The organism is Allobosea sp. GW823-FHT01F03, from assembly GCF_058798075.1.
Map to the genome: position 1 here is coordinate 1,496,012 of NZ_CM179505.1, position 13,280 is coordinate 1,509,291.

A 13,280-nucleotide genomic window follows, 5' to 3' on the forward strand; every position below is an offset into this window, starting at 1 on the left:
AATCGAGAGCCAACAACATGAACGCAGTCACCCCGATCCACCCCAGCCTTACCGGCCTCGACGGCTTCCGCGTCGAGATCGATCCCGCTCGCGAGCGGGCCGACATCATCCTCGACCGGCCGCCGATGAACACGGTCGCGATGGCCCAGCGCGACCAGCTGCGGAAGGTGTTCGAGGCGCTCGACGAAGACGATCGCGTGCGCATCATCGTGCTGCGCGCCGTGGGCGAGCACTTCTCCTCCGGCGGCTACATCAAGGGCTTCCTGGAGGCCTCGCCGGAGCATGTCTCCAAGCTCGCCTGGAACATTGCCGCCCCGGCGCGCTGCTCCAAGCCGGTGATCGTCGCCAATCGCGGCTACAGCTTCGGCGTCGGCTTCGAGATCTCGCTCGCCTGCGATTTTCGCATCGTCTCGGAGACCTGCCAGTACGCCCTGCCGGAGCAGAAGCTCGGGCAGATCCCCGGCTCGGGCGGCTCGGCCCGCTTGCAGAAGATCGTCGGCATCACCCGGACCAAGGACATCGTGATGCGCTCCAAGCGCATTTCCGGCAAGCAGGCGCTCGACTGGGGCATCGCCACCGAGTGCGTGCCGGATGGCGAGCTCGAGGCCGCGACCGACCGGCTGGTCGACGAGCTCCGCTCGTTCTCGCCGATCGCCCAGCGCACCGCCAAGAAGCTGCTCAACGACACCGAGGATTCGACGCTGGCGATCGCGATCGAGCTGGAAGGGCATTGCTACAGCCGCCTGCGCCAATCCGACGATTTCCGTGAGGGCGTCGAGGCCTTCCACGCCAAGCGCGCGCCGAAATTCACCGGGCGCTGAGCCCGCGAACGACCCGCGCGGACGAGGTTTCGCGCGGGGCCACCAGGCCGATATCGCAGAACAACAACCAGAACCGAGGGAACGACACCATGAAGACGACCGGATATTTCGCTGCCGTCGCCGGGCTGCTCGCCGCGACGGCGCTCACCGGCGGCGCGCTCGCTCAAAGCGGACCGATCAAGATCGGCGTCGTCACGCCGTTGTCGGGCACCTATACCCCGATCGGCCAGCAGGTCCGCTGGGGTCTGGAGCTCGCCGCCAAGGAGATCAATGCCGCCGGCGGCATCGCCGGCCGGCAAGTCAACCTGATCTTTGAGGACGAAGAGGCCAACCCTGCCGTCGCCGTGCAGAAGGCCGAGAAGCTGTTCCAAGTCGAGAAGGTCGACTTCCTTGCCGGCACGGTCAATTCCGGCTCGACCCTTGCCGTCGCCCAGCTGGCCGAGCGCAACGCCAAGCTCGCGGCGACGACCGTCTCCTTCGCCGACTCGATCACCACCGACAAATGCTCGCCGAACATGTTCCGCGTGAATGCGCGCGCCGAGCAACAATCGGTCGCGCTCGCCGCCTGGCTCGCCAAGGAGAAGCCGAAGGCCAAGGTTTATTATCTCGGCCCCGATTACGAGATGGGCCGCTCGACCGTCGCAGCATTCAAGAGCAGCGCCGAGAAATCCGGTGCGCCGACCGGCGGCGAGGTGTTCGCGCCGCTCGATTCCAAGGACTACACCCAGTATTTCGGCCAGATTCGCGCCTCGCGGCCGCAGGTGCTCTATACCTCAGTCGCCGGTAACGACACGGTCAGGCTGCTGACCCAGCTGCAGGATTTCGGCCTGCTCACTAACCTGCAGGTCGTCGGGGCGTCGGGCACCGTGACCTCGCAGAACATCGGCGCGATCGGCCAGGCGGCCGAAGGCTTCGCGACCGGCGTCGGCTACTCCCCGCAGATCGACACGCCCGAGAACAAGGCGTTCGTCGCGGCGTTCCGCGCCGCCAACAAGGCCGATCCGGACCTCTACGGCGCGGACAGCTACGGCCTGCTCTTCGCCTACAAGGCGGCCGTCGAGAAAGCGGGCTCGACCGAGACCGACAAGGTGCGCGAAGCCTTGCGCGGGCTGAGCTGGCAGACCCCGCAAGGGACCAAGACCCTCCGCGCCGGCGACCACCAGGCGATGCAACCGATGTATGTGGTGCGCGTCGCCAAGGGCAAGTTCGACATCATCGACAAGGTCGATGCCGACAAGGCGATCGGCCCCGACGCCTGCACCCGGTTCTGAGGACAGGCGCCGACCCCTCCCGTCACAGGGGAGGGGTCACACCGCCCTCGCGAAAGCACATGACATGAATGCCCTCGACTACCTCCAATTCGTGCTGGCGCCACAGGTCGTCAACGGGCTCGCGCTCGGGGTCGCCGTGGTGCTGGTCGCCCTCGGGCTGACGATCATCTTCGGCATGCTCGACGTCATCAATATGAGCCATGGAGAGTTCTACGCTATCGGCGCCTATGCGGCCCTCGCCCTGGGCGCGGCCGGGATCAGCTTCTGGTTCCTGCTCGTGCTGGTGCCGGTCCTGATGGTGCCGCTCGGCATGGCGGCCGAACGCCTGCTGATCCGGCCGGTCTTCGACAGCCGGGATCGACACGTCACCACGCTGCTCGTCACCTTCGGCCTCGCGCTGGTGGTCGAGGACCTGCTCAAGGTCGCCTTCGGGCCCAACACCCAGCGTCCGCCGACGCCGATCCCGGGGGCGATCGAGTTCGCCGGCATCATCGTGCCGAATTACCGGCTCTTCCTGATCGTGGTCGGCGCGGCGATCGTCACCGGCGTCGCCTATGTCGTCTACCGCACACGGCTCGGCGCGATGGTGCGCGCCGCCGCCTTCGACCGCAACATGGCGGCCTCGCTCGGCGTGCCGGTGGCGTTGGTCTATGCCGGCACCTTCGCCTTCGGCGTGGCGCTGGCCGGCCTTGCCGGCGTCCTGCTCGCACCGATCTATTCGGTCTTCCCGACCATGGGGCGAGACTTCATCCTGCTCGCCTTCACCGTCGTCATCGTCGGCGGCATGGGCTCGATCTGGGGCGCGGTCGTCGCCGGCCTGCTGCTGACGCAGGTCCAGGCGCTCGCCAGCCTGGTGATCTCGCCGGTCTGGACCGATCCGATCGTGTTCGGGACCATGGTCGCTTTCCTCGTTTTCCGCCCGCAGGGCCTGTTCGGGAGGCTCGGCCATGCGTGACCGGCTGACGCTATCAATGCGCGCGAGCCATTTGCTCGCCCTGATCTTCGTCGCGGCTGCGCTCGCGCTGGCCGCGATCGGCGCCACCAGCGGCGACACCTTCTATCTCCGCCTCGGCACGGAGGCGCTGATCTTCGCAGGGCTCGCGCTCTCGGTCGACCTGCTGCTCGGCTACTCCGGCGCGCTCTCGCTGGGGCAGGCGCTCTATTTCGGCGTCGGCGCCTATGTCTCGGCGCTGACCTTGCTGAAGGTGCCGTCCTTCTGGCTCGCCATGGCGGCGGCGGGCGGGGCGACGCTCGTCGCCTCCATCCTCGGCGGCCTGATCGCCAACCGGGTGCGCGGCGTCTATTTCGCGCTGATCACCTTCGGCCTGGCGCAGGTCGTCGCCAAGGTCGTCTACAATACCCGCGAGCTCGGCGCTTCCGACGGCATGATCGGCATTCCCGTCATCGAGATCGGCTTCGGCCCAGTTTCGGTCTCGGCCGGTAATCCGGTCGGCTTCTTCCTGATCGTGCTCGCGATCATCATGGGGCTGTACGGGCTCACCGCCTATCTGCTCGACACGCCGTTCGGGCGGGTGCTGACCGCGCTCAAGGCGAATGAGAAGCGCGTGCCCTTCCTCGGCTATTCGGTCTGGCGGGCGCGGATGTTCTCCTATGTGCTGGCCGGGCTTATCGCCGGGCTCTCGGGGGCGCTCTATCCGATGCTGCGCGGCTTCGTCTCGCCGGAGCTGATGTTCTTCGCCACCTCCGGTAATGCGGTGATCTCCGTCATCCTCGGCGGCGTCGGCACCCTGATCGGCGCGATCTACGGCTCGGTGCTGCTTGTCGTGCTGAAGTCGATTATCGGCAGCTGGACCGAGCACCATCTTATCGTGATCGGCCTGATCTTCATGGTCTGCGTGATGTTCCTGCCCAAGGGGCTCGTCGGCTTCATCCGGCCGCGCATCGAGGAGCGCCTGCTCGCCGGTGCGCGCGAGCAGGCTGCGCCATCCTTCGCTCCGGCCAAGCTCGAAACGGGGAGTGCCAAGTCATGACGGGTCCTGTCCTCGAAGTCTGCGATCTCGGCATCGCCTTCGGCGGCCTGAAGGCAGTCGATCAGGTCAGTTTCAGTGCGCAGCGCAACCGGATCACCACCGTGATCGGGCCGAACGGTGCCGGAAAGTCGACGCTGTTCAACCTGATCAGCGGGGCGCTCAAGCCTAAGTCCGGCCAGCTCCTGATCGACGGCGTCGACATGACCGGCGCCTCGCCGGCCCGAACCAAGGCGGCCGGGCTGTCGCGCTCCTTCCAGATCACCAATCTGTTCTTCGAGCTGACGGTGGCGGAGAATCTGCGCATGGCGGCACAGGTGCTGGAGCCGAAGGCCCGTGCCTTCCTGCCGCTCCGCCGCTCGATCCGGGCGCTCGCCAAGACCGCCGAGATGCTCGAGCGCTTCCATCTCGGCCACAAACGCGACGAGTTCGCGGGCAATCTCTCGCATGGCGACCAGCGCCGGCTCGAGATCGCGGTCTGCCTGGCGTCGGAGCCGAAGATCCTGCTGCTCGACGAGCCGACGCAGGGCATGAGCCATGCGGACACCGCCGACACCGCCGCACTCGTGCGTGAACTCAGTCGTGACGTCAGCGTGCTGCTGATCGAGCACGATATCGGGCTCGTCATGGACCTCTCGGACCATGTCGTCGTCATGCATCAGGGCCGCAAGCTTGCCGAGGGACCGCCCGCCACGGTGCGGGCCGATCCTGCCGTGCAGGCCGCCTATTTCGGACATCACTGACATGCTCGCGATCAACGGACTGCACAGCCATTACGGCCTGAGCCATGTCATCCAAGGCATCGATCTCTCGGCCGCACCCGGCGAGGTGATCGGCATCTTCGGCCGCAACGGCGTCGGCAAGACGACGCTGCTGAAGACGATCGCCGGCTGGGTCAGGCCGAGCGAAGGCGCGATCACGCTGGGCGGGCAATCCCTGAACGGGCTCGCGCCTGATCGGATTTGCCTCTCCGGCGTCGGGCTGGTGCCGGAAGACCGGCGCATCTTCCCCGGCCTCACCGTCGAGGAGAACCTGCAGCTGGGCCTGCTACAGGTGCGAGGCCGGGCAGCGAAAGCGGAGCGCGCTGCCATCGACCAGATCTACGACCGCTTTCCACGTCTCGGCGAGCGTCGTCGCCAGCTCGGCACGACGCTGTCCGGCGGCGAGCAGCAGATGCTCGCCATGGCGCGCGTGCTGGTCGGCGAGCCCCGGCTCGTGCTGGTCGACGAACCCAGCGAAGGGCTGGCGCCGATGATCGTCGCCGAGGTCTTCGCCATCGTGCGCGAATTGCGCGAGCGCGGCTGCATCGTGCTCCTCGTCGAGCAGAACGTGCATGAGGCGCTTTCTGTGACCGATCGCTTCGTCGTCATCGAACGTGGACGGATCGTGCTCAGCGGGGACGCCGAAGACCCGGAGGACCGCGCGAGGTTGCTGACTGCCCTGGCCGTCTGATGCCGAAACGTCATGTCGCAGGCCATTGGCTGCACTACAGGCTCTGGGGGGCTTTCTCGGGTCAGCTGGCGCCGATCGTGATGCTCCATCACGGCTTCGGTCATGCCGATGGCTGGGGCGGTTTTCCTGCGAGGCTCCATACGGCGACTGGTCGAGCCGTGCTCGCCTATTCGCGGCGCGACTGCGGGCGTTCCGAGGCGAGCGATGGAGACCGCCCCAGGGATTTCCTGGAGTACGAGGCCAACGAGGTGTTGCCTGCGGTGCTGTCGTCGTTCGGCCTCAGGCGCGCCTGCCTGTATGGCCATAGCGATGGTGGCAGCATCGCCCTGATCGCTGCCTCCCGCCACCCCGAGCTATTCGAGGCCGTGATCGCGGAAGCGCCCCACGTCTTCGCGGAGCCGCTCACGATCAAGGGGGTGCGGACGATGGCCCATCGCTTCGAAACCGACGCCCGCTTCCGGCGAAAGGCGCTGCAGGGGCATGAGCACGGCGCCAGACCGTTCCAACTCTGGCGCGATTTCTGGCTGCATCCACCGATGGCGGAATGGACGATCGCGGTGGCCGCCGCGTCGCTGCGCATGCCATTGCTGCTGCTTCAGGGCGACCGCGATCCGTTCGGTACGCCAGCGCATGTCCGGATCGCAGCGGAGAGAAATCCAGGGGCGGAGATCAACCTTCTGCCCGGCGTCGGGCATTCGCCCCATCAGACAGAAGCCGGGCTTCCGGACATGATCCGGGACTTCCTGAAATGTGCTGATCGATAATCGACTATGGTGGATTGTCGAAAGCGCCGGAAGCTGGAGCACGGTTGCGGCCGAGGAGCAGACACCAGTTCCCTGAGTTTGGCTCTGCGGGACGCGAGCACGTAGCTGTCGGTGCTGTGGGTGAAAGCTTCCGGCGCGACGGCTGCTCGCCGCGCCGGCTTGGTCACAGATCAGTCTGCTCGGACAGGAGCAGGGCATCATCAACTTCGATGCCGAGGTAACGGACGGTACTTTCCAGCTTGGAGTGCCCCCAGTAGCAACTGGCAGGCGCGAAGGCTGCCGGTACAATCTCAAGCGTATACGACCGATCATCATGGCGGTGATCTGATCGCGAAAGGTTCGGATCAGCGCGCAACGACGATGATCGTGATGACGCCCTCCGAAACAGGTCGGCCACCACCGTCTACCCCGACCCGCGCACAATTCTCATTATGCTGTCCATGTTCGCGACCTTGGCGCCGTCTCGGCTTTCGAGATCATGATCGTGGAAGCGGCGCCGACAGCTCTGCCGATTCCTACACCTTCTCCAGGGTGACAAGCGCCGGAGAGCGTTTGCTTGTTCCCCGCGATGATGAGCGCGAGGAAAGGATGGAAGGCCGCGCCCCGACTGTCGGTGAACTCGGTGGTGTCCTGCAGAATAAGGATCGGTCCCTCGCTCGCCACGCAGTGCATAGCGGTCGCAGTAGAATGGCTGGCCAGCGCCCCGCGCTCGGTGACGCGCGGGTTGTCGAAGAAACGATAGGCCGCCTTCGTCGCCGCCCAATCCCCGCAAGGCGCCGAGACCGGCTGACCAGGCGCTGCCGACATCTGATCAAGCAGGTGGCGCAACCAGCCCGCCAAGCACTTGTCCAGCAGCCCCGCCGGAACGACTTCATCGTCAAACCAGCCTGCGCCGCCGGCTTCCGTATTCCCGCTCATCTGTGACGCCTCCGCGATTCGGCGTCACAGACAGAATCACGGACGATTCAACGCGCGCAAATCCCCCGCATGTCAACGGCGGTCGGATTCCAGGCCAGTGTGGCGGAGCAAAAGCAGGCCGCTGGCGTCGAGGTGAGGTGTCTATGGCAGGGGCCCCGATCGGGGCCCCTGCCATATCGCGCTACCGATGTTGATCAGGCGATGATCTCGCCGGTTTCGGGATCGGCTTCGTCGGTGGTGGCCTAGTTTTGCTCCGCCGCGACGGTGGTGCGCCGGCGGCTGGCGGATTGCCTGAGGCGGTAGCTGTCGCCGTTCATGGCGAGGTTGCTGACGTGGTGGGTCAGCCGGTCGAGGAGCGCGCCGGTCAGCAGCTGCGATCCCAGGACCGAGGTCCAGTCCTCGAAGGGCAGGTTCGAGGTGACGATGGTCGAGCCATGCTCGTAGCGCTGCGAGAAGACCTCGAACAGGAGTTCGGCTCCGGTCGGAGGCAGCGGCACATAGCCGAGCTCGTCGACGATCAGCAGCTTGACCGCCTGCAACTCGCGCTGGAGCCTGAGCAGGCGCTTCTCGTCGCGGGCCTCGAGGAGTTGGTTGACCAGGGAAGCCGCCGTGATGAAGGCGACGGAGAAGCCCTTCAGGCAAGCGGCCAGCCCAAGCGCGAGAGCGAGATGGCTCTTGCCCGTGCCGCTGTTGCCGAGCGCGATGACGTTTTCCCGGCGCAGGATGTAGCCGCAGCGCGCTAACTCCAGCACGAGTATCTTGTTCAAGCTCGGGATCGTCATGAAGTCGAAGGTGTCAAAGCTCTTCACCGCCGGGAACTGCGCTGCCCGTAGCCGCCGCTCGACCGTGCGCCGCTCCCGGTCGATCAGTTCGAGCTCGATCAACCGCGTGGAGCCCCGAGCAAATCGCCCATCGATTTCGGATCGATTACCCGGATGATCCCAGCATGCGCATCAGCTACGAGGCGATCTACCAGTCTCTGTACATGCAGGGTCGTGGTGCGTTCCGCTGTGAGCTGACGGCTGGCTTGCGCTGGGGTCTAGCTCTGCGTGTTCCGCGTGAGCGGACCTGCGGCCGTGGAAAGACCTTGGTGGGTGATGCCATCATGATCAGCGAACGGCCACCGGCGGTCGAAGACCGGGCAATTTCGGGGCATCGGGAAGGTGATCTCATCCTGGGCCTGCACAGCTCGGCGATCGGCACTCTCGTCGAACGCAGCTCGCGCTTTACGATGTTGCTGCACCTACCGCGCCAAGAGGGATATCAGCGGGGACAGCGGGTCAAAAACGGCTCGCCACTTGCCGGCCACGGTGCTGAAGCCGTCCCTACGGCGATCGTCCAATCCATGAGCGAACTGCCCGCGACGCTTCGTCAATTGCTGACCTGGGATCAGGGAGCCGAGATGGCTCAGCACGCACGGCTCCGCATCGAGAGCGGGCTGGAAGTCTACTTCTGCGATCCGCAGAGCCCATGGCAGCGCGGCTCAAACGAAAACACCAACGGCCTTCTGCGCCAGTACTTCCCGAAAGGCACCGATCCCAGCCAGAACTCAGCCGAGGAGCTGGCGGCTGTCGCTCACGCGGTCAACACGCGGCCTCACAAAACGCTACAATGGAATACACCGATCGAGGCGCTCGATCAGTTCCTCGCTCAGCAGTATGATGTCCGTGTTGCGACGACCGGTTGAATCCTCCCAATATTCCTCGCTGGCTTTCGGCAACCGCTGCAAGGACGCCGGCGTCAGGCCCTCGGCCGGCTCCGTTGGCGACGTCCACGACAACGCCACGTGCGAGAGCTTCTTCGCGACGCTGGAATGCGAGCTGCTCGACCGGAAACGCTGCCGCTCGGCTACCTCTCGCCCATCAATACGAAAGGCTGCATTATGAACTGACCTAGCCCGCCATAGTCGTGAACAGTCCACGGAAGCGGGTCAACTCCAGCATGATATAAAAGCTAGGCTCAGGCAGGCGGCAAAATGAAGGACCAACAGCAATGTCAAAGGATAAAGATAAACCGGGAGTCGGCGCTGTCGCGCTTGCCTCCAAATCTCGAACGCTGATCGCCGGCGGGAAAACCTCAATAGGGCAAAACGGTAAGTCTCTCGGGAAGAAGGTCAGTTGCAGAAATAATTAGTAAGAATATTAATGGTAAATAAAATAATTTTTTGAAGCCGAAAATCAGAAAATTCGGATTAAGGCAATTGATTTTAAAATAACACCGCATGAATAAATCCAGTCTATTGGCAATTTTTATTGTTTTGGATTTCTGGATGCTCTTTTAGATCGCATCACGGCGAACGAGGTCAGCAGCCTTCTCCGCGATCATCAGCACAGCCGCTTGGGTGTTCCCCGAAATGATCGTCGGCATAACCGAAGCGTCGGCGATACGCAGGCCCTCAATGCCCCGGACGCGCAGTTCGGAATCGACCACCGAACCCGGCCCTTGTCCCATTCGGGCGGTGCCGCAGGCGTGATAGATCGTCTGCCCATTATCGCGGGCGAAGGCTAGCCAGTCGGCGTCACTCTCGCAGGTCTCTCCAGGCGCCATCTCATAAGCCCGATAGGGGTCCATCGCGGCCTGCCCGATGATCATGCGGGCGGTCTTCATGCCATCGACCATGCATTGCTGGTCGGTCACGGTTGCCAGGAAGTTCGGGCGGATGGCCGGCGGCGCGGCCGGGTCCGGCGAGCGCACATGGATCGTGCCGCGCGATTCCGGTCGAAGCTGGGTCACCCCGATCGTCATGCCCGGCTCATGGTCGAGCTTGCGCTCGGCGGCGTTGGCGTAGCTTGCATGCATGAAGAAGTATTGGACGTCGGGCCCCTCGATCTCCGGCCGCGTCCGCACAAAGCCGTAGGCCAGCCCGGTGCCGAGTGTCAGGATGCCCTTGCGCGTCAGGAAGTACTGCGCCACGGCGGCCCCAAGCCGCCAGCCGCGCGTCGTCTCGTTCAGCGTCACCGGCAGCTTCACGCGCCAGTTCATGCGCGTGCAGAAATGGTCGATATAGTTGGCGCCGACGCCGGGCAGCGCGTGGCGTAGAGGCAGGCCCGCCGCCGCGAGGACCGCCGGGTCACCGATGCCCGACAATTCAAGCAGATGCGGCGTCTGGATCGCTCCGGCGGTCAGGATGACGCTGCGCCGGGCGGTGGCCTGTCGCTCTTCGCCTGCACGGCGATAGGTGACGCCGGTGGCGCGTGCGCCGTCCAGATCGATGCGCCGGGCATGGGCGCCGGTCAGGACGCGCAGATTGGGCCGGCCGCGGGCCGGCGCCAGATAAGCGTCGGCCGCGCTGACCCGGCGGCCGCTGCGCTGATTGACCTGATAATAGCCGAAACCGTCCTGCGATTCGCCGTTGTAGTCCCGGTTGCGCGGATAGCCCGCCTGTCTCGCCGCCGCGATGAAGGCCTCGGCGACTTCCGGCCGCTCCCTGACTTCGGTCACCGGGAAGGGGCCTTCGCGGCCCCGCGTCTCGTCACCCTCGCCGTCATAGGCTTCGAGCTTGCGGAAATAGGGCATGACATCGTCATAACCCCAGCCGCCGCAGCCCTGCTGGGCCCAGCCGTCGAAATCCTGACGCTGGCCGCGCACATAGATCATGCCGTTGATCAGCGTCGAGCCGCCCAAGCCCTTGCCGCGCGGCACGGCGATGGTGCGGTTGTGCGTATTCTCCTCCGGCTCGGTCTGGAAGCGCCAGTTGAAGGCCGGGTTGACCAGGAGCTTGCTGAAGCCGGCCGGGATCGGGATCCAGAAGCCCTTGCCCTCGCCGCCCGCCTCCAGCAGCAGCACCGTGCGGCGGCCGTCCTCGCTCAGCCGGTTGGCCAGCACGCAGCCGGCGGTGCCGCCGCCGACGATGACGTAGTCATAGCTCTCGGTTGCAGGCGTGTTCATACGGCCGCTCCGGCCAGCGGCGTGCCGCGCTCGGCCATGGCCCTGGCGATGCCGGCCATCACCTCCTCGCGCCCTGCAAAAGCCGCCCGCTCCAGCACCTTGGAGATCGTCGGCGAGGCCTCGCGGCCATGCACGCGCTGGACCGGCTGGTCGAGCCAGTCGAACAGGCGCCGGTGCAACTCGTCGGCCAGCATCGCACCATAGGAGGTGCCGCGCGCACCCTGCTCGACGATCAGGACATTATGGGTCTTGCGCACGCTGGCGCCGATCGTCTCCCAATCGAGCGAGGCACGATCGAGCGTGCGCAAATCGACGATCTCGGCATCGACGCCAAGCGCCTCGACAGCCTCCAGGCTGCGATGGAGCATGGCCGAATAGGTCAGGATCGTGAGGTCGCGGCCGACGCGCGCGATCCGGGCCCGACCCAACGGGATAGTGTAGTCGAGGTCGCCAGCCGGAATCATGCCGTTCATCTGGTAGAGATCGACATGCTCGATCACCAGCACGGGATCGTGCCCCTTCAGCGCTGCGTTCATCAGGCCGATATAGTCCTGCGGCGTCGAGGGCGCGACGATGCGCCAGCCCGGTGAGGTCGCGAAGACCCCTGCCGGGTCGAGCGAATGTTGCGAGCCGTAGCCGGTCCCCATGGCGATCTTGCTGCGCAGGATCAGCGGCACATCGGTGGTACCGCCGAACATGTGCCTTGCCTTGCCGATCTGGTTGAAGACCTGATCGGCGGCGACCCACATGAAGTCTGGATACATGAACTCCACGATCGGCCGGTAGCGCCCGTCCATGGCGAGTCCGCCGGCTAGTCCGGTGAAGGCATTCTCGCTGATCGGAGTGCCCAGCACGCGCTGCGGAAAGGCGGCGGCGAGCCCGCGCGTCGCCCCGTTGGTGCCGCCCTTCAGCCGGTGGATATCCTCGCCCATGATCACGATGGAGGCGTCAGTCTCCATCCGGCGATGCAGCACGTCGGCGATGGCATCGACGAATCTGCGCTCGATCTCAGGCCCTGCCGGCGCCGGTTCCTGTGGCAGGCTCGGGAGTTCGCCGCGCAAGCCGACATCGACGAAGGCAGGGTCGGGCCAGAGCTCGGGACGGATGCGACGGCGATTGCCCTCGGGCTCCAGCAGCCGGTCGGCGATGCCCTTCATCAGGGCGACGCAGCGCTCGCGCAGATCGCCGACGATGCCGTCATCGATGAGTCCGAGCATCGTCATTTCGCGCGCGACGCGCGCCAGCGGATCGCGCGTGCGCCACGCCGCCTCCTCATCCTTCGGGCGATAGCCGAAGGCCGAGCCGGGCAACGGGCCGTTCTGGTGGAAATAGCGGTAGACTTCGACCTCGATCAGGGCAGGGCCCTTGCCGGCGCGCAGCAGCGCGGCCGCCTCCTGCGTCGCCAGATGTACGGCGAGCGGGTCCATGCCATCGACGCGCCATGAAGCAACGCCGAAGCCTGGGCCGCGCCCGGACAGGCGCGTCTCGCGTGTCGCCTCGTCGACATGGGTCGCGACGGCATAAAGATTGTTCTCGACGAAGAAGATCAGCGGCAGCGACCAGGCGGCGGCGAGGTTCATCGTCTCCAGCGTCGAGCCGATATTGATCGCACCGTCGCCGAAATAGGTCACCGCGATGTCGCCGGTCCCGGCGAGCTTGTGCGCCATCGCCGCACCGGCCGCCAATGGCACGCCGCCGCCGACGATCGCGTTGGTGCCGAGCGCGCCGGCCTCGATCCAGCGCAGATGCATCGAGCCGCCGCGACCATGGCCGAAGCCGGGTTCGAGCCCGAGGATCTCCGCCAGGCTGCGGTGCAGCACCGTCTCGACCGGCCTCTCGAAGCCCGCACTCGGATCGAAATGCGGCGCCACATAGGACAGAGCCTTAGCCAGGAACTGGTGGTGGCCGCGATGCGAACCGTTGACCTGATCGCTGGCGCGCAAGCCGATGACCGAGCCGACTGCTCCACCCTCCTGCCCGATCGAGGAATGCGCCGGCCCGTGGACCAGCCCGTCGCCGGCGAGTTCGAGTACGCTCTCCTCGAAGGCACGGATCAGATGGAGCTGCGTAAGCATGCTGCCGAGCAGGGCGGGATCGGCGGCCTTCCAGTCAGCCGGCGTCGAGCGCAGTATCGTCCAGGGCGCTTCCGCGTGAAGCTCCTCGCGCTTGGGCATCAGC

10 protein-coding genes and 4 pseudogenes are annotated in these 13,280 nt (G+C 65.6%); 9 read left to right on the forward strand and 5 right to left on the reverse strand.

The features are described 5' to 3' along the window. The first annotated feature begins 17 nt into the window (after positions 1-17). The 7 genes from AC3RCC_RS07010 (at position 18) to AC3RCC_RS07040 (ending at position 6,296) form a co-directional block, all read left to right on the forward strand. Positions 18-821 (forward strand): enoyl-CoA hydratase/isomerase family protein, encoded by an 804-nt coding sequence (locus AC3RCC_RS07010; protein WP_492257994.1) that lies wholly within the window; start codon positions 18-20, stop codon positions 819-821. Between the two features lie 89 nt (positions 822-910). After that, positions 911-2,092, forward strand: a complete 1,182-nt coding sequence (locus tag AC3RCC_RS07015) for an ABC transporter substrate-binding protein (protein ID WP_291638196.1) — start codon at positions 911-913, stop codon at positions 2,090-2,092. A gap of 64 nt (positions 2,093-2,156) precedes the next feature. After that, positions 2,157-3,047, forward strand: coding sequence for a branched-chain amino acid ABC transporter permease (locus AC3RCC_RS07020; protein WP_291638195.1), 891 nt, complete (start codon positions 2,157-2,159; stop codon positions 3,045-3,047). After that, positions 3,040-4,083: a branched-chain amino acid ABC transporter permease gene (locus tag AC3RCC_RS07025; RefSeq protein ID WP_492257995.1), complete on the forward strand. Its 1,044-nt coding sequence runs from the start codon at positions 3,040-3,042 to the stop codon at positions 4,081-4,083. The genes AC3RCC_RS07020 and AC3RCC_RS07025 overlap by 8 nt, the downstream gene beginning before the upstream one ends. Then, positions 4,080-4,823, forward strand: a complete 744-nt coding sequence (locus AC3RCC_RS07030) for an ABC transporter ATP-binding protein (protein ID WP_492257996.1) — start codon at positions 4,080-4,082, stop codon at positions 4,821-4,823. Before AC3RCC_RS07025 ends, AC3RCC_RS07030 begins: the two co-directional genes overlap by 4 nt. A 1-nt stretch (position 4,824) precedes the next feature. Then, on the forward strand, positions 4,825-5,532 hold the full coding sequence (locus AC3RCC_RS07035; protein WP_291638192.1) for an ABC transporter ATP-binding protein: 708 nt from the start codon (positions 4,825-4,827) through the stop codon (positions 5,530-5,532). Next, positions 5,532-6,296: an alpha/beta fold hydrolase gene (locus tag AC3RCC_RS07040; RefSeq protein ID WP_492257997.1), complete on the forward strand. Its 765-nt coding sequence runs from the start codon at positions 5,532-5,534 to the stop codon at positions 6,294-6,296. Before AC3RCC_RS07035 ends, AC3RCC_RS07040 begins: the two co-directional genes overlap by 1 nt. Before the next feature lie 163 nt (positions 6,297-6,459). On the opposite strand, the pseudogene AC3RCC_RS07045 reads toward AC3RCC_RS07040, so the two are convergent. From AC3RCC_RS07045 to istB, 3 genes and pseudogenes are all read right to left on the reverse strand, one after another. Beyond that, positions 6,460-6,580, reverse strand: a pseudogene (locus AC3RCC_RS07045) (integrase); the annotation flags it as partial. 145 nt (positions 6,581-6,725) lie between these two features. Continuing rightward, on the reverse strand, positions 6,726-7,214 hold the full coding sequence (locus AC3RCC_RS07050) for an IS4/Tn5 family transposase DNA-binding protein (protein ID WP_492257998.1): 489 nt from the start codon (positions 7,212-7,214) through the stop codon (positions 6,726-6,728). A 242-nt stretch (positions 7,215-7,456) separates the two neighbouring features. Further along, positions 7,457-8,101 (reverse strand): annotated as a pseudogene (gene istB, locus AC3RCC_RS07055) (IS21-like element helper ATPase IstB); the annotation flags it as partial. On the opposite strand from istB, the pseudogene AC3RCC_RS07060 reads away from it, so the two are divergent. After that, a pseudogene (locus AC3RCC_RS07060) lies at positions 8,017-8,901 on the forward strand (IS30 family transposase); the annotation flags it as partial. The pseudogenes istB and AC3RCC_RS07060 overlap by 85 nt on opposite strands. Before the next feature lie 7 nt (positions 8,902-8,908). After that, a pseudogene (locus AC3RCC_RS07065) lies at positions 8,909-9,061 on the forward strand (IS3-like element ISMxa1 family transposase); the annotation flags it as partial. Between the two features lie 430 nt (positions 9,062-9,491). Here AC3RCC_RS07065 and AC3RCC_RS07070 read toward each other — a convergent pair. Both AC3RCC_RS07070 and AC3RCC_RS07075 read right to left on the reverse strand, forming a co-directional pair. Next, a complete protein-coding gene (locus tag AC3RCC_RS07070) occupies positions 9,492-11,102 on the reverse strand; it encodes a GMC family oxidoreductase (protein WP_291639792.1) in 1,611 nt (536 codons plus the stop codon). After that, positions 11,099-13,276, reverse strand: coding sequence for an alpha-ketoacid dehydrogenase subunit alpha/beta (locus AC3RCC_RS07075; RefSeq protein ID WP_492257999.1), 2,178 nt, complete (start codon positions 13,274-13,276; stop codon positions 11,099-11,101). Before AC3RCC_RS07075 ends, AC3RCC_RS07070 begins: the two co-directional genes overlap by 4 nt. Between the last annotated feature and the right edge of the window lie 4 nt (positions 13,277-13,280).

Coding starts and splice junctions, on each gene's coding strand:
- AC3RCC_RS07010 (WP_492257994.1), top strand. CDS start 18: ATGAACGCAGTCACCCCGATCCACCCCAGCCTTACCGGCCTCGACGGC.
- AC3RCC_RS07025 (WP_492257995.1), top strand. CDS start 3,040: ATGCGTGACCGGCTGACGCTATCAATGCGCGCGAGCCATTTGCTCGCC.
- AC3RCC_RS07035 (WP_291638192.1), top strand. CDS start 4,825: ATGCTCGCGATCAACGGACTGCACAGCCATTACGGCCTGAGCCATGTC.
- AC3RCC_RS07075 (WP_492257999.1), bottom strand. CDS start 13,276: ATGCCCAAGCGCGAGGAGCTTCACGCGGAAGCGCCCTGGACGATACTG.
- AC3RCC_RS07030 (WP_492257996.1), top strand. CDS start 4,080: ATGACGGGTCCTGTCCTCGAAGTCTGCGATCTCGGCATCGCCTTCGGC.
- AC3RCC_RS07040 (WP_492257997.1), top strand. CDS start 5,532: ATGCCGAAACGTCATGTCGCAGGCCATTGGCTGCACTACAGGCTCTGG.
- AC3RCC_RS07070 (WP_291639792.1), bottom strand. CDS start 11,102: ATGAACACGCCTGCAACCGAGAGCTATGACTACGTCATCGTCGGCGGC.
- AC3RCC_RS07050 (WP_492257998.1), bottom strand. CDS start 7,214: ATGAGCGGGAATACGGAAGCCGGCGGCGCAGGCTGGTTTGACGATGAA.
- AC3RCC_RS07020 (WP_291638195.1), top strand. CDS start 2,157: ATGAATGCCCTCGACTACCTCCAATTCGTGCTGGCGCCACAGGTCGTC.
- AC3RCC_RS07015 (WP_291638196.1), top strand. CDS start 911: ATGAAGACGACCGGATATTTCGCTGCCGTCGCCGGGCTGCTCGCCGCG.